Below are 16,570 nucleotides of genomic sequence, written 5' to 3' on the forward strand. Positions count from 1 at the left end.
AGTCTTTGGCTTCACCACCGAAGGCCTTGGACAATACTGTTGTGATCGCTGCGGTCAGCGTCGTTTTGCCGTGGTCAACGTGACCGATCGTGCCGACGTTTACGTGCGGTTTGGTCCGCTCAAACTTACCTTTTGCCATGTCTTATCCTATGAGTATTCAAGGAAACAAAAAATTTATCCTGCCCACAACATGTGGGCAGGGACTGCATTACTTGCTGCGCGCGCTAACGACTTCGTCAGCAACGTTCTTTGGAGCTTCAGCGTAGTGCTTGAACTCCATCGTGTAGGTTGCGCGACCCTGGGTTTGCGAACGCAAACTGGTTGCATAACCAAACATCTCGGCCAGGGGTACTTCAGCCTTGATAATCTTGCCACCGCCGACCATGTCGTCCATGCCCTGAACCATACCGCGGCGTGAGGACAAGTCGCCCATTACCGTACCAGCATAGTCTTCGGGTGTTTCGACTTCGACAGCCATCATGGGCTCGAGCAGCACTGGGCTGGCCTTGCGCATACCGTCTTTGAACGCCATCGACGCTGCCATACGGAAAGCGTTTTCGTTCGAGTCAACGTCGTGGTACGAACCGAAGAACAACGTGACTTTGACGTCGACGACCGGGTAACCCGCGATAACACCTGCAGGCAGGGTTTCTTGAATACCGCGATCGACTGCGGGGATGTATTCGCGAGGAACCACACCGCCCTTGATGGCGTCGACGAACTCGTAACCACCGCCAGGAGGCAGGGGCTCGAGCTTGAGGACAACGTGACCGTACTGACCACGACCACCCGACTGCTTGACGAATTTACCTTCGATTTCGTCGCAGGTTTTGCGAATCGTTTCGCGGTAGGCCACCTGAGGCTTACCAACGTTGGCTTCAACACCAAACTCGCGCTTGAGGCGGTCGACGATGATGTCGAGGTGCAGCTCGCCCATACCCGAAATAATGGTTTGACCCGATTCTTCGTCTGTGCGAACACGGAACGAAGGATCTTCTTGGGCCAGACGCGACAGGGCCAGACCCATTTTTTCCTGGTCGGCTTTGGTTTTGGGTTCGACGGCCTGCGAAATAACGGGCTCTGGGAACTCCATGCGCTCGAGAACGACATGATTGTCGATATCGCACAAGGTTTCGCCAGTAGTAACGTCTTTCAGACCTACGACCGCAGCGATGTCGCCTGCAACCACTTCTTTGATTTCAGAACGGTTGTTGGAGTGCATCTGCAAGATACGACCGATACGCTCTTTTTTGCCTTTAACCGAGTTGAATACGGTGTCACCCGAGTTAAGGATCCCCGAGTACACACGGATAAAGGTCAGCTGACCAACGAACGGGTCGGTCATGAGCTTGAACGCCAAGGCGGACATCGGGGCCTTGTCGTCGGCAGGACGGGTGACGGCATTACCGTCGTCGTCTTGACCTTCGACCGGAGGAATGTCGACAGGCGATGGCAGGTAATCAATAACAGCGTCGAGCATGCGCTGAACGCCTTTGTTTTTGAAGGCCGTACCGCACAACATGGGCTGGATTTCGCAAGCGATAGTACGCAGACGCAAACCTTTCTGAATCTCTTCTTCGGTCAGCTCACCGGTTTCGAGATACTTGTTCATCAGGTCTTCGTTGGCTTCAGCAGCCGACTCAACCAGCTTCTCGCGCCACTCGTTGGAGATTTCAACGAGATCGGCGGGAATGTCGATGTACTCGAACTTCATGCCCTGGCTGGCCTCATCCCAGATGATGCCCTTCATTTTGATCAGGTCAACAACACCCTTGAACTCGTCTTCGGCGCCAATAGGTACCACGATAGGCACGGGATTAGCTTTCAGACGTGTTTTGAGGTGGTCGTAAACCTTGAAGAAGTTTGCGCCGGTGCGGTCCATTTTGTTGACGAAGGCAAGACGGGGTACACCGTACTTGTTAGCCTGACGCCATACCGTTTCGGACTGAGGCTGAACGCCGCCCACCGCGCAATACACCATGCAGGCGCCGTCGAGCACACGCATGGAACGTTCTACTTCAATAGTGAAGTCAACGTGGCCCGGGGTGTCGATAACGTTAATACGGTGCTCGGGGTAGTTGTTGCCCATACCACTCCAGAAGGCCGTTGTTGCGGCCGAGGTAATGGTAATACCGCGTTCCTGCTCTTGCTCCATCCAGTCCATCGTTGCGGCGCCGTCGTGCACCTCGCCGATTTTGTGGCTGACGCCTGTATAGAACAGAATGCGTTCGCTGGTAGTGGTTTTACCAGCGTCGATGTGTGCAGAGATACCGATGTTACGGTAGCGCTGGATTGGGGTTTTACGGGCCATTTGTGTGTCCTTTGATTACCAACGGAAATGGCTAAAGGCTTTGTTAGCCTCGGCCATTTTGTGCGTGTCTTCGCGTTTCTTCATTGCGGCGCCACGACCTTCGGAAGCGTCGAGCAATTCGCCGGCCAGGCGCAGATCCATCGATTTTTCACCACGCTTTTTGGCTGCTTCACGCAACCAGCGCATGGCCAGTGCCAGGCGGCGCACAGGGCGCACTTCAACTGGAACCTGATAGTTCGCGCCACCGACACGGCGGCTTTTTACTTCGACGATAGGCTTGATGTTGTTGATGGCGGTATTGAAGACCTCGATAGGCTCTTTGCCAGTTTTGGCCTGAATCTGGTCAAGCGCGCCGTAAATAATACGTTCGGCGACGGCTTTTTTACCGGACAACATAACAACGTTCATGAACTTGGCGAGCTCTACGCTACCGAATTTAGGATCGGGCAGAATCTCACGTTTGGGTACTTCGCGACGACGAGGCATTTTAATATTTCCTTGTGACAGTTCAGTTGTACCGTGCCTTTGCACGGCCCTGGCCATTTATTCAAAATGACCACTTACATGCCATGGCATGGTTGCCACAGCTGCACTGAGTGGGCCAACGATGTGGCCAATAATTTACTTACCAGCTTTGGGGCGCTTGGCGCCGTATTTCGAGCGAGCCTGCTTGCGGTCTTTAACGCCTTGCAGGTCGAGCGAACCACGGACGATGTGGTAACGCACACCAGGCAAGTCTTTTACACGACCACCACGCACCAGAACGACCGAGTGTTCTTGCAGGTTGTGACCTTCACCGCCGATATACGAAATGACTTCGAAACCGTTGGTAAGACGTACCTTGGCGACTTTACGCAAAGCCGAGTTAGGTTTTTTAGGGGTTGTGGTGTACACACGAGTGCACACGCCACGGCGCTGGGGGCAGTTTTCAAGAGCAGGGCTCTTGCTCTTGGCGCGAGTGGCTTCGCGCGGTTTACGCACGAGTTGGCTAATGGTTGGCATGACCTTAACGCGTCCTTTTGATGTACTTGCGTACGATTTACGTTGTGAATCTCAAAGCGGCAGGCCGCTTTGATGCGATATTTGGCAGCGCCCAAAAAATCAAGGGCGGTTTATACAAAACCGCCCCAACGCATACACAAACGTAAAAGAGCGGGTCTTGCAGTACCCGGACTGCCGATGCACAGGCCTTGACAAATAAAATATTACTGGCGCGCCAAGGCTGGGCAAATTTTCCGGATAGCTTGCCACTGTAGCACAAGCTTAGGGAAAACGTCAATATGCACAGGTATGGCTTACGTGCGCGCAAACAACGTAAACAACTCTTTTGAATCAACGACGTTACCGAACTGCTGAACGATGTTTTCAAGGGCACTTCGGTGCTCTTCGTCGGACAATGAAGCGCAACAATCGGACAACATGACGACCTTGAAGTCGAGCATCATGGCGTCTCGTGCTGTTGATTCGCAGCAAACATTGGTTTTGGTGCCTGCAATCAGAATTGTGTCAATGCCACGACTGCGCAAAACACGCTCTAGTGACGACGAGCCAGGAATAAGCGCGCTGTATCGATTCTTGACAATCGTAATGTCGCCTTCTTTGGTTTGAAGCTCGGTGTACACGGCTTGATTCGTAGGCGCATTGGCCAGCAGCGTACGCTCACGAATGTCACCGGCCACAATATGGTTGTAAAACATATCCCAGTCGGAATATTCGCCGTACGATTCGTTCGCATGCAAAACCCAGATGACAGGCACGCCGAGTTCACGCAATTTTGGCGTTAACGTGTTCAAATTAGGAACAATACCCCGCGACGCTGCAACTTCCGCCGGACTACCTTCGGCGCAAAAAGTGTTTTGCATATCGATAACGACCAGTGCAGTTTTAGCTGGATCGATGCTTGGATGCATGTGAATGCGGCCGCGTCTTTTCATGACGCGTTCGATAATTTCGGGGCGAATATTAATTTGATGCACGAGCTTGTCTCCTTGTGAAAAAAACCCTACCGACTTGCGCCGGCAGGGTTAGGTACTTTACTTGCCGGGGTATACGACCCCGGCTTGCAACGGCAACTTATTCTTCGTTACCGTCTTGCACTTCGTTGTTGTCGACGCTGTCAGCTTCAGGAGCGGACTCTACCGTGACCGGTGCATCTTCAAACGGGTTGGCCATCACACGAGCGGCCTGGCGTTCAGCCTCTTCGTGCTTCTCTTTGGCTTTACGCGCCATGTGGTAAGACATGCCGGTACCGGCAGGAATCAGACGACCCACAATGACGTTTTCTTTCAGGCCACGCAGCTCGTCGCGCTTGCCCATAATGGCAGCCTCGGTAAGCACGCGGGTGGTTTCCTGGAAGGACGCCGCAGAAATGAACGAATCGGTCGACAGCGAGGCCTTGGTAATACCCAGCAATACGTTGTCGTATGTCGCGGGGATCTTGCCGTCGGCTTCCATGCGATCGTTTTCGTTAAGCAGTTCGGAACGCTCGACCTGTTCGCCGTTGATGAAGCTGGTATCGCCTGAGTCAACGATGTTCACACGACGCAACATCTGGCGAACAATCACTTCGATGTGCTTGTCGTTGATCTTTACGCCCTGCAAACGGTAAACGTCCTGCACTTCGTTCACGATGTATGTGGCCAAACGCTCGATGCCTTGCAGACGCAGAATGTCGTGCGGATCGGACGGACCATCAACAATCATTTCGCCTTTGTTAACGACCTGGCCGTCGTGCACCAGCACCTGTTTTTCTTTTGGAATCAGGAACTCGTGGCTGACGCCGTCCATGTCGGTAATGACCAGACGTTGCTTGCCCTTGGTGTCTTTACCGAACGAGACCGTACCAGTGATGTCGGCCAACATACCAGCATCTTTGGGTGAACGGGCTTCGAACAGTTCAGCCACACGGGGCAGACCACCGGTAATGTCGCGGGTCTTCTGCGATTCTTGGGGAATACGCGCAAGAACTTCACCCACACTAACCTGCTGGCCATCGCGAACCGTGATCAGAGCGCCGACCGGGAACGAAATATTGACCGAATGATCGGTACCTGCGATTTTGATTTCGTCGCCGGCTTCGTTCAGCAGCTTGATCTGCGGACGCATCATGGTCTTGCCGCCACGCGTTTTCGGCGTGATGACAACCAGCGTCGACAAGCCCGTGACTTCGTCTACCTGCTTGGCAACCGTAGCACCTTCTTCGATATTCTCGAAGCGTACCGAACCGGCGTACTCGGAGATGATCGGACGGGTCAGCGGATCCCAGGTGGCCAGACGCTCGCCAGCCTTGACTTCGGCACCGTCGGCAACCACCAGCGTAGCGCCATAAGGAATCTTGTGACGTTCGCGCTCACGACGGTTGTCGTCAAAAATCAGGATTTCGCCCGAACGGGAAATCGCGACACGTTCGCCTTTGGCGTTGGTGACGTAGCGCATTGACACGCCAAACGAGACCGTACCGGCGGCTTTGGTCTCGACCGAGCTGGCCATGGCTGCGCGCGATGCCGCACCACCAATGTGGAAGGTACGCATCGTCAGCTGTGTACCGGGTTCACCGATAGACTGCGCTGCAATAACACCGACGGCTTCGCCGCGGTTGACCAAGCTGCCGCGACCCAAGTCTCGACCATAGCAGTGTGCGCAAAGGCCGCGACGAGTTTCGCAGGTTAGCGGTGTACGAATCTTGACTTCGTCGACACCCAGGCTGTCGATCATTTCGACCAGGTCTTCGTCGAGCAAGGTACCGGCAGGAATCGCCGTTTCTTGGGTGTCGGGGTTGACAATATCGGCAGCCGCAACACGACCCAGAATACGCTCGCGCAGGGGTTCAATAACCTCACCACCCTCGACCAAAGCCTTCATGGTGTAACCACTGGTGGTACCGCAATCGGTTTCTGTGATGACCAGATCTTGGGTCACGTCGACCAGACGGCGGGTCAGGTAACCCGAGTTAGCGGTTTTAAGCGCTGTGTCGGCCAGACCTTTACGTGCACCGTGCGTTGAAATGAAGTACTGCAGTACGTTCAGGCCTTCGCGGAAGTTGGCTGTAATCGGCGTTTCGATAATCGAACCGTCGGGCTTGGCCATCAGGCCACGCATACCGGCCAACTGACGAATCTGGGCTGCGGAACCCCGCGCACCGGAGTCAGCCATCATGTAGATGGAGTTGAACGATTCCTGGCGCACTTCGTTACCGTGACGGTCGATGACCGGCTCGGTTGCGAGCTGTTCCATCATGGCTTTGCCGACCTTGTCGCCGGCCTTGCCCCAGATGTCGACCACGTTGTTGTAACGCTCTTGCGCGGTCACCAGACCCGACGAGTACTGCTTATCGATGTCTTTGACTTCAGAGCTGGCCTGCGCCAGGATCTCTTCTTTGACGGTCGGGATGACCATGTCGTTCATGGCGATAGAAATACCGCCACGGGTTGCCAGGCGGAAGCCGGACTGCATGAGTTTGTCGGCAAAAATTACCGTAGCACGCAAGCCGCAACGACGGAACGACTGGTTAATGAGACGCGAAATCTCTTTCTTCTTCAGCGCGCGGTTCAGCGAGGTGAACGGCAGGCCTTTCGGGAGAATTTCAGACAACAAGGCGCGTCCCACGGTGGTTTCGTGGCGCTTCAGCACGGGCGTGAATTCACCTGTGGCATCTTTTTCGTATTCGTAAAGACGCACGGTAATACGCGTTTGAAGCTCGACCTCACCATTGTCGTAAGCACGTTGCACTTCGCTGACATCGGCGAAGAACATGCCTTCACCCTTGCCATTGATACGTTCACGCGTCGTGTAATACAGACCCAACACGATATCTTGCGACGGTACGATGGACGGCTCGCCGTTAGCAGGGAACAGTACGTTGTTCGAGGCCAGCATGAGTGTACGGGCTTCGAGCTGAGCTTCGAGCGACAGCGGCACGTGAACGGCCATCTGGTCGCCGTCGAAGTCGGCGTTGAACGCCGCACAAACCAGCGGGTGCAACTGAATGGCTTTACCTTCAATCAGCACAGGCTCGAACGCCTGAATACCCAAACGGTGCAGCGTCGGCGCACGGTTGAGCATGACGGGGTGTTCACGAATGACTTCTTCGAGAATATCCCATACAACAGGTTCCTGGCTTTCAACCAGCTTCTTCGCCGCCTTGATGGTTGTTGCCAAACCCATCATTTCGAGGCGATTGAAAATGAAGGGCTTAAACAGCTCGAGCGCCATCAGCTTGGGCAAACCACACTGGTGCAACTTGAGTTGCGGGCCCACAACAATAACCGAGCGACCCGAGTAGTCGACACGCTTACCGAGCAAGTTCTGACGGAAACGACCGCTCTTGCCTTTGATCATGTCGGCTAGCGACTTGAGCTGACGCTTGTTGGCGCCAGTCATGGCTTTACCGCGACGGCCGTTATCGAGCAGCGAGTCGACAGACTCTTGCAGCATACGTTTTTCGTTGCGCAAAATGATGTCGGGCGCTTTCAGTTCGAGCAGGCGCTTGAGGCGATTGTTACGGTTGATGACGCGACGATAAAGATCGTTCAGGTCGGAGGTCGCGAAGCGACCGCCGTCGAGCGGCACCAGCGGGCGCAAATCGGGCGGCAATACCGGCAGCACTTCCATGATCATCCAGTCGGGTTTGATCCCCGATTTCTGGAAACCTTCGATCACTTTAAGGCGCTTCGAGATTTTTTTGATTTTGGCATCGGAACTGGTTGCTTTCAGTTCGGCACGCAAGGTATCGACCTCACGATCGATGTCGATAGTGCGAAGTAATTCGCGAACAGCTTCAGCACCCATCAGGGCATGGAAGTCGTCGCCGTACTCTTCTGTTTTAGCCAGGTAGTCGTCGTCGGACATGATCTGACCGCGCTTGAGCGGTGTCATGCCGGGTTCGATAACGCACCATGCTTCGAAGTACAACACACGTTCGATATCGCGCAGGGTCATGTCGAGGACCATGCCCAAACGCGACGGCAGGCTCTTCAGGAACCAGATGTGCGCAACCGGGCTGGCCAGTTCGATGTGGCCCATGCGCTCGCGACGCACTTTGGCGACGGTGACTTCGACGCCGCACTTTTCGCAAATGACGCCGCGATGCTTCAGGCGTTTGTATTTACCGCACAAGCATTCGTAGTCTTTGATGGGACCAAAAATCTTGGCGCAGAACAAACCGTCACGCTCGGGCTTGAACGTCCGGTAGTTGATGGTTTCGGGTTTACGGACTTCGCCGTAAGACCACGAACGCACCTTCTCGGGCGATGCAATGCCGATTTTGATGGCGTCGAATTGCTCGTCTTGCGAGACTTGTTTAAATAGGTCGAGTAGCGCTTTCATTAGTTACGCTCCAAATCCATGTCCAGCGACAAAGATCGAATTTCTTTGACCAGAACGTTGAACGACTCTGGCATGCCTGCGTCGATGACGTGATCACCCTTAACGATGTTCTCGTAGACCTTAGTACGGCCTGTGATGTCATCGGACTTGACGGTGAGCATTTCTTGCAGCGTGTACGAGGCGCCATAAGCTTCAAGCGCCCAGACCTCCATCTCACCGAAACGCTGACCACCGAACTGGGCTTTACCGCCCAACGGCTGTTGCGTGACCAGAGAGTACGGGCCGGTAGAACGTGCGTGCATCTTGTCGTCAACCAAGTGGTGCAGCTTGAGATAGTGCATGTACCCGACAGTGACAGGACGTTCGAATTGTTCGCCGGTGCGGCCGTCAGTCAGCCAGGCTTGCGTACGGTTGGACGCTAGCTTCAGGTTCTCGGCGATATCGTCCGGATAGGCCAGTTCGAGCATCTTGGCGATTTCTTCTTCGGTGGCACCGTCGAATACCGGTGTTGCCAACGGCACACCATTCTTCAGGTTACGTGCCATTTCGACGATTTCGTCATCGGTCAGCTCATCGAGGTTAGCCGATGCGCCTGTCGAGTTGTAGACCTTTTCGAGGAACGCGCGGATATCCTTAGCTTGAGCGGATTTCTCGGCATCGAGCATTTCGGCAATACGATGTCCAAGACCTTTCGCCGCCCAACCCAAGTGAACCTCAAGCACCTGACCGACGTTCATACGCGAAGGTACGCCCAGCGGGTTCAGCACGATGTCTGCGGGGGTGCCGTCGGCCATGTGCGGCATGTCTTCGACGGGGGTGATGCGCGAGACAACACCTTTGTTACCGTGACGACCGGCCATCTTGTCGCCAGGCTGCAGGCGACGTTTGACGGCAAGGTAAACCTTGATCATCTTCAGTACACCGGGTGGCAACTCGTCGCCTTGCGTAAGTTTTTTACGCTTTTCTTCAAAGGCCAGGTCGAATTGGTGACGCTTCTGCTCGAGCGACTCTTTAGCTTGTTCGAGGACAACCGCGTCAGACTCATCGGCCAGACGGATGTCGAACCACTGCCAACGATCGAGATCATGCAGGTATTCTGCGGTAAGCACCGTGCCTTTGGCCAGCTTGCGCGGACCGCCGTTGACGGTTTTGCCAACCAAGAATTTCTCGATACGGTCGAACGTGTCTTTTTCGACAATACGCAGCTGGTCATTCAGGTCTTGACGATAGCGGCGCAATTCGTCGTCGATAATCGACTGGGCGCGCTTGTCGCGCTCGATGCCTTCACGCGTGAATACCTGGACGTCGATAACCGTACCGACCATACCCGAGGGCACACGCAACGAGGTGTCTTTAACATCGGACGCTTTCTCGCCGAAAATGGCGCGCAGCAGTTTTTCTTCAGGCGTGAGTTGGGTTTCGCCTTTAGGCGTGACCTTACCCACCAGCACGTCATCGGCGCGAACTTCGGCACCAATGTGAACAATGCCCGAATCGTCAAGACGATTCAATTGAATTTCGGGCAAGTTGCTGATGTCGCGTGTGATTTCTTCAGCACCCAGCTTGGTATCGCGTGCGACAACGGTCAGCTCTTCGATGTGAATCGATGTGTAGCGATCGTCAGCAACCACTTTTTCGGAGATCAGAATCGAGTCTTCGAAGTTGTAGCCGTTCCAGGGCATGAACGCGATCAGCATGTTCTGACCCAAGGCCAATTCGCCCAGGTCGGTAGATGCGCCGTCGGCCAGAACGTCACCACGCGCAACGAGATCGCCTTGCTTGACGATAGGGCGCTGGTTGATGTTGGTGTTCTGGTTAGAACGGGTGTACTTGATGAGGTTGTAGATGTCGACACCTACTTCACCGGCGACGTTTTCGTCGTCGTTGACGCGAATAACGACACGCTCAGCATCGACGTGATCAACGATACCGCCACGCAGGGCCTGTACGGTTGTACCCGAGTCGACGGCAACCGTGCGCTCGATACCGGTACCGACCAACGTTTTTTCAGGACGCAGGCAGGGGACGGCCTGACGCTGCATGTTGGCGCCCATCAGTGCGCGGTTGGCGTCGTCGTGCTCGAGGAACGGAATAAGCGACGCGGCGACCGACACGATCTGCGAAGGCGCAACGTCCATGTAGTGAACGTTGTCGGGTGACGTCAGCATGGTTTCGCCGGCCTGACGGCAAGCGACCAGATCGCTGACGAAGCGGCCTTCGGGGTCGAGTTCGGCGTTAGCCTGCGCAATGACGTAGTTGCTTTCTTCGATAGCCGACAAGTAGTCGATTTGATCGGAGACCTTGCCATCGATAATTTTGCGATAGGGCGTTTCGAGGAAGCCGTATTCGTTAAGGCGTGCATACAACGCCATCGAGTTGATCAGACCGATGTTCGGGCCTTCAGGTGTCTCGATGGGGCACACGCGACCATAGTGCGTGGGGTGCACGTCGCGCACTTCAAAGCCGGCGCGTTCGCGTGTAAGACCGCCGGGGCCCAATGCCGAAACACGACGCTTGTGCGTGATTTCGGACAAGGGGTTGGTTTGGTCCATGAACTGCGACAGCTGGCTGGAGCCGAAGAACTCTTTGATAGCCGCAGAAATAGGCTTCGAGTTGATCAGGTCGTGCGGCATGAGGTTTTCTGTCTCGGCCTGGCCCAGACGCTCTTTGACCGCACGCTCGACACGTACCAAACCGGCACGGAACTGGTTTTCGGCCAGTTCGCCCACACAACGCACACGACGATTACCCAAGTGATCGATGTCATCGATCTGGCCACGGCCGTTACGCAGCTCGACCAACACCTTGATAGTTTCAAGGATGTCTTCGTTGGTGAGGGTGAGCGGACCGGTGTTGTCGTCGCCACGACCCAGTCGGCTGTTGACCTTCATACGGCCAACACGCGACAAGTCGTAGGTTTCTTCGCTATAGAACAAGCGCTGGAACAAGGCTTCGACAGCTTCTTCGGTTGGCGGCTCGCCAGGACGCATCATGCGGTAGATGGCGACGCGCGCAGCCATTTGATCGGCGGTGTCGTCAGTGCGCAGGGTTTGCGAAATGTACGGACCACGGTCAAGGTCGTTGATGTACAGCGTTTCGATTTCGCTGATACCCGCGGCACGCAAGTCGGCCATGATGGTTTCAGTGATTTCGTCGTTGGCTTTAGCAATGACTTCGCCTGTATCGGGGCTGATGACGTTCTTGGCCAGAACACGGCCGTAGAAGAAGTCTTCGGGTACCGAAACGTGCTCGACGTTAGCCGCCTGCAGTTCGCGCAGGTGCTTGACGTTGATGCGTTTGTCTTTCTCGACAATGACCTTGCCACTACGGTCTGTGATATCGAAACGAGCAACTTCGCCTTTCCAGCGCTCGGGAACGAAATCGAGCAAACCGCCTTCGCTCTTGACAGTGAAACGGTCGAAGTCGAAGAAATAAGCCAGGATGTCTTCGGCTGTCATGCCAATGGCTTTCAGCAAGATAGACACGGGCATCTTGCGACGACGGTCGACGCGGAAGAACAGAACGTCTTTGGGGTCGAATTCGAAGTCGAGCCAGGAACCACGGTAAGGAATGACCCGTGCCGAGAACAGCAACTTGCCAGAACTATGGGTCTTACCGCGATCGTGCTCGAAGAACACGCCGGGCGAACGGTGCAGCTGCGAAACGATGACACGCTCGGTGCCATTGATCACAAACGAACCCGTGTCGGTCATGAGCGGAATTTCGCCCATGTAGACTTCTTGTTCTTTGACTTCTTTGATCGTCGGCTTGCTAACTTCGCGGTCCATCAGGACCAGACGTACTTTGGCGCGCAGGGGCGACGCATAGGTCAGGCCACGCAGCTGGCACTCTTTAACGTCGAAGACGGGTTCGCCCAGCACATAGCTGACGAACTCGAGGCGTGCCATTTGATTGTGGCTGACGATGGGGAAAATGGAGGTAAAGGCGGCCTGAAGGCCTTCATCTTTGCGCTGGGATGAGGGGGTATCCGCTTGCAAAAATGTTAAGAATGATTGCAGTTGAGTCGCCAGAAGGTAGGGAACGTCTTGAACGTCCTCACGTTTGGCGAAGCTCTTACGTATGCGCTTTTTTTCGGTATACGAATAAGGCATGAGCACTCCGACTCGAGGGGGTTACATGGGCCGTCAACCACGGCCTGGTTTACGACTCTAGAGAACCCTACTTAAGAGCAATTACGGCGCTCAAATAAGGGTTTTCTGGAAACGCAAAAGCCCGGGAAGGCCAAAACCTACCCGGGCAAGAGCAGCAAGTATTACTTGAGCTCGACCTTAGCACCAGCTTCTTCAAGCTTGGCTTTGGCGGCGTCAGCGTCAGCCTTGGCTGCAGCTTCTTTAACTGTCTTGGGAGCGCCGTCAACCAGATCTTTAGCTTCTTTCAAGCCCAGACCGGTGATTTCGCGGACAGCTTTAATAACTGCAACTTTGTTCGCGCCAACGTCAGCAAGGACGACGTCGAACTCAGTTTTTTCTTCAGCGGCGGCAGCGCCACCAGCTGCAGGTGCAGCAACAGCGACAGCAGCTGCAGCAGCCGATACGCCGAATTTTTCTTCCATTTCCTTGATCAGCTCGGACAGTTCGAGCACGGTCAGGTTAGCAACCGCGTCAAGGATTTCTGTTTTGCTCAATGCCATTTTTAGAACTCCAAATTTAAATATATGCCAGGGTTGGGTATCGCTGTGTCTTTCGACGAAATTCCAAAAAGCTTACGCAGCTTCTTTTTGATCGCGAACGGCCGCCAGGCCGCGTACGAATTTGGTTGGAACTTCGTTGAGCGTACGCACAAATTGCGTGACAGGGGCTTGCATGGTACCCATAAGTTTCGCCAACAGCTCGTCGCGGGACGGCAGTGTGGCCAAGGCCATAACGCCATCGACGCTCAGGACGTTATCGGGCAGCGAACCACCTTTGATAACGAGCTTGTCGTTGGTTTTAGCGAAACTGGCGAGTACTTTTGCAGCCGCGACTGGATCTGTACTGATACCGTAAATAAGGGGACCAGTAAGACCTGCCGACATGCCTTCGAAAGGCGTACCGGCGACGGCGCGGCGAACCAGCGTGTTTTTGAGAACACGCAGATACACACCCGACTCACGCGCTTGTTTGCGCAATACGGTGACGGCAGCGACGTCCAGACCACGGTACTCTGCTGTAACAATCGATTGAGCTTTGGCTACTTGAGCCGCGACTTCTTCGATTACTACCGCTTTCTCTTTACGATTGAGACTCACGGTTTGAACACTCCATCTAATGACACCTGGGACGGTCCCGGGCGTCTACCGAATGCGGCGCTCCTGGTCGAGTTCTTAAACAACAAGAATTCTTCCATGGGCGCCGTCTGCGCTGGATACAAACCGGACGAACCAGTTTGAGATTAAGCCTTTGGCGATTACAAAGTGCCGTGGGCTCCAGCGGTCTTTGACAGCAACACCCGGGGAAACCGGGTGCAGCCCAAAGTTCTGTTTTGCTGTCGGCGCTTAAGCCGCCAGCGAGGCGATTTCGACGCGAGCACCGCCGCCCATCGTGGACGAGACGGCAACTTTACGAAGATAAATGCCTTTAGCTGCTGCAGGACGTGCTTTGTTCAGAGCGTCGATCAGTGCAGCCAAGTTGGTTTGCAGCTGCTCGACTTCGAAGGAAGCGCGACCAATTGTTGCGTGGATGATACCGGCTTTGTCGGTACGGTACTGTACCTGACCTGCTTTGGCGTTTTTAACAGCCTGAGCAACGTCGGGAGTAACTGTGCCGACTTTGGGGTTAGGCATCAGGCCGCGAGGACCGAGCACTTGACCCAAGGCACCAACGATACGCATCGTGTCGGGCGAAGCAATAACAACGTCAAAGTCGATGTTACCGGCTTTGATCGAGTCTGCGAGGTCTTCCATACCGACGATGTCGGCGCCGGCGGCTTTTGCAGCTTCGGCTTTTTCGCCTTGGGCGAAAACGGCGACGCGCATTGTTTTACCAGTGCCGGCGGGCAGTACTACCGAGCCGCGGACGAGCTGGTCGGATTTCTTAGGATCGATACCGAGCTGGACGGCGACGTCGATTGATTCGTTGAACTTGGCTGTGGCTGTTTCTTTGACGAGTGCCAGGGCTTCGTTAACGGCATAAAGCTTAGTGCGATCGATTTTTGCCTTGATCGCGGCGGCGCGTTTACCAAGTTTGGCCATGGTTATACCCCTTCAACCGTAATGCCCATACTGCGGGCGCTGCCTGCGATAGTACGAACAGCGGCGTCCAGATCGGCTGCTGTCAGGTCAGGCATTTTGGTTTTTGCAATTTCTTCAGCCTGTTCGCGCGTCAGTTTGCCTACTTTGTCGGCGTTAGGACGTGCGGAACCTTTTTGAACGCCAGATGCTTTCTTGATGAGGACGGCCGCAGGCGGCGTCTTCATGATGAATGTAAAGCTCTTGTCGGCGTAGGCAGTAATTACGACGGGGATAGGCAGGCCGGGTTCAAGGTTCTGCGTTTGCGCATTAAACGCTTTGCAGAATTCCATGATGTTCAGGCCGCGCTGACCCAGTGCGGGACCGACTGGGGGTGAGGGGTTAGCCTTACCAGCTGGGATTTGCAGCTTGATAAAGCCGACGATTTTTTTCGCCATGCTAAGCTCCTTGCGGGTACATACGCCGTTGTTGCATAAACAGACGGCTCCCCGGGGTTAAAAACTCAGGTCTTTTCGACCTGACCAAAATCGAGTTCGACAGGTGTTGCACGCCCGAAAATAGTGACGGACACACGTACCTTACTTTTCTCGTAGTTAACTTCTTCGACGTTGCCGTTAAAGTCGGCAAACGGACCTTCTTTGACGCGGACCATTTCGCCCACTTCAAACAGAATTTTTGGTTTTGGCTTCTCGACGCCTTCTTCCATTTGCGAAAGAATTTTCTCGACTTCGCGCTCGGAGATAGGTGCAGGGCGGTTGCCTGAACCACCTAAAAAGCCGGTGACACGATTGGTGTTTTTTACCAAGTGCCAAGTGTCATCGGTGAGTTCCATTTCGACCAGGACATAGCCCGGGAAAATACGACGCTCGGTGATGGACTTTTTACCGCCTTTGACCTCGAGAACTTCTTCGGAGGGAACGAGAATGCGACCAAACTTGTCTTCAAGACCTGCGCGCTCGATGCGTTCAACGAGCGCACGATGGACGCTTTTTTCCATGCCAGAATAGACATGGACGACATACCAGCGTTTACTCACGTTTTACCTCCAGCCCAGCAGCAGGCCGTAAATGGCCCAGCCCAGGATCTTGTCGGTAACCCACAGCATGATGCCCATGACAGTGACAAAGGCGAACACAATGCCCGTCATTTGCATGGCTTCTTTGCGGGTTGGCCAAATTACGCGCTTGAGCTCGCCGTAGGAGTCGCGACCAAAGCTGATGGTGCGACGGCCGGGCTCGGATGACCATGCTACAAAAGCAGCGATGACCAGGCTGGCGATAAAGATGGCGACACGAACTACCGTGGGTTGGTTGTCAAGTACCGAAAACGCAACAATCCCGGCAACAATGATAAGTACTGACAGGGTTAGTTTGACCCGGTCCAGTGTGCTGCTTACGGTTTCTACGTTGGTATTTGACATATTAGTTTGTGGCGTTTGGCAGGGGCAGTAGGAATCGAACCTACAACCTTCGGTTTTGGAGACCGACGCTCTGCCAATTGAGCTATACCCCTAAACCCTGTCAAACGTGCGGGCCAATGCCCGCAGCGCTTAAACGATACTGGCAGCAGGCATGACCCGACTGCCAAAATACTACTACTAAAATTTAGGCAATAATTTTAGCAACAACACCGGCGCCGACGGTACGGCCACCTTCGCGAATCGCGAAGCGCAGACCTTCTTCCATAGCGATCGGAGCGATCAGCTTGACAGTCATCGAGACGTTATCGCCAGGCAGAACCATTTCTTT

Annotated in this window: 13 protein-coding genes, 1 tRNA gene and 1 pseudogene; all 15 read right to left on the reverse strand. The window is 54.5% G+C overall.

Translation table 11 applies throughout. The features are described from left to right. A partial coding sequence (locus CHR62_RS15370; protein ID WP_233575046.1) for a GTP-binding protein occupies positions 1-139 on the reverse strand: 139 nt, incomplete at its 3' end. Between the two features lie 69 nt (positions 140-208). Next, the gene (gene fusA, locus CHR62_RS15375; protein ID WP_093971864.1) at positions 209-2,311 is read right to left on the reverse strand and encodes an elongation factor G; all 2,103 of its coding nucleotides are present in this window, start codon (positions 2,309-2,311) and stop codon (positions 209-211) included. Positions 2,312-2,326: 15 nt separating this feature from the next. Then, positions 2,327-2,797, reverse strand: coding sequence for a 30S ribosomal protein S7 (gene rpsG / locus CHR62_RS15380; RefSeq protein ID WP_093971863.1), 471 nt, complete (start codon positions 2,795-2,797; stop codon positions 2,327-2,329). 135 nt (positions 2,798-2,932) lie between these two features. After that, positions 2,933-3,313, reverse strand: a complete 381-nt coding sequence (gene rpsL, locus CHR62_RS15385; protein ID WP_093971862.1) for a 30S ribosomal protein S12 — start codon at positions 3,311-3,313, stop codon at positions 2,933-2,935. A 293-nt stretch (positions 3,314-3,606) separates the two neighbouring features. Further along, positions 3,607-4,287, reverse strand: a complete 681-nt coding sequence (locus CHR62_RS15390) for an isochorismatase family protein (RefSeq protein WP_233575045.1) — start codon at positions 4,285-4,287, stop codon at positions 3,607-3,609. 97 nt (positions 4,288-4,384) lie between these two features. Further along, a complete protein-coding gene (gene rpoC, locus CHR62_RS15395) occupies positions 4,385-8,635 on the reverse strand; it encodes a DNA-directed RNA polymerase subunit beta' (protein WP_093971861.1) in 4,251 nt (1,416 codons plus the stop codon). Continuing rightward, entirely contained in the window at positions 8,635-12,747 is a 4,113-nt protein-coding gene (gene rpoB, locus CHR62_RS15400; protein WP_093971860.1) for a DNA-directed RNA polymerase subunit beta, read from the reverse strand. The genes rpoC and rpoB overlap by 1 nt, the downstream gene beginning before the upstream one ends. A gap of 161 nt (positions 12,748-12,908) precedes the next feature. After that, a complete protein-coding gene (gene rplL, locus CHR62_RS15405; protein WP_093971859.1) occupies positions 12,909-13,286 on the reverse strand; it encodes a 50S ribosomal protein L7/L12 in 378 nt (125 codons plus the stop codon). Between the two features lie 72 nt (positions 13,287-13,358). Beyond that, entirely contained in the window at positions 13,359-13,883 is a 525-nt protein-coding gene (gene rplJ / locus CHR62_RS15410; RefSeq protein WP_093971858.1) for a 50S ribosomal protein L10, read from the reverse strand. A 246-nt stretch (positions 13,884-14,129) separates the two neighbouring features. Continuing rightward, positions 14,130-14,825: a 50S ribosomal protein L1 gene (rplA, locus tag CHR62_RS15415; protein WP_093971857.1), complete on the reverse strand. Its 696-nt coding sequence runs from the start codon at positions 14,823-14,825 to the stop codon at positions 14,130-14,132. Between the two features lie 2 nt (positions 14,826-14,827). After that, a complete protein-coding gene (gene rplK, locus CHR62_RS15420) occupies positions 14,828-15,259 on the reverse strand; it encodes a 50S ribosomal protein L11 (RefSeq protein WP_093971856.1) in 432 nt (143 codons plus the stop codon). A 65-nt stretch (positions 15,260-15,324) separates the two neighbouring features. Continuing rightward, entirely contained in the window at positions 15,325-15,858 is a 534-nt protein-coding gene (gene nusG, locus CHR62_RS15425; protein WP_093971855.1) for a transcription termination/antitermination protein NusG, read from the reverse strand. A 3-nt stretch (positions 15,859-15,861) separates the two neighbouring features. Then, positions 15,862-16,242: a preprotein translocase subunit SecE gene (secE, locus tag CHR62_RS15430; protein WP_093971854.1), complete on the reverse strand. Its 381-nt coding sequence runs from the start codon at positions 16,240-16,242 to the stop codon at positions 15,862-15,864. Between the two features lie 16 nt (positions 16,243-16,258). After that, positions 16,259-16,334: transfer RNA gene (locus CHR62_RS15435), tRNA-Trp, on the reverse strand. Positions 16,335-16,426: 92 nt separating this feature from the next. Beyond that, positions 16,427-16,570 (reverse strand): annotated as a pseudogene (locus tag CHR62_RS15440) (elongation factor Tu); the annotation flags it as partial.

This window comes from Pusillimonas sp. NJUB218, assembly GCF_003788685.1.
GTDB lineage: Bacteria > Pseudomonadota > Gammaproteobacteria > Burkholderiales > Burkholderiaceae_B > Neopusillimonas.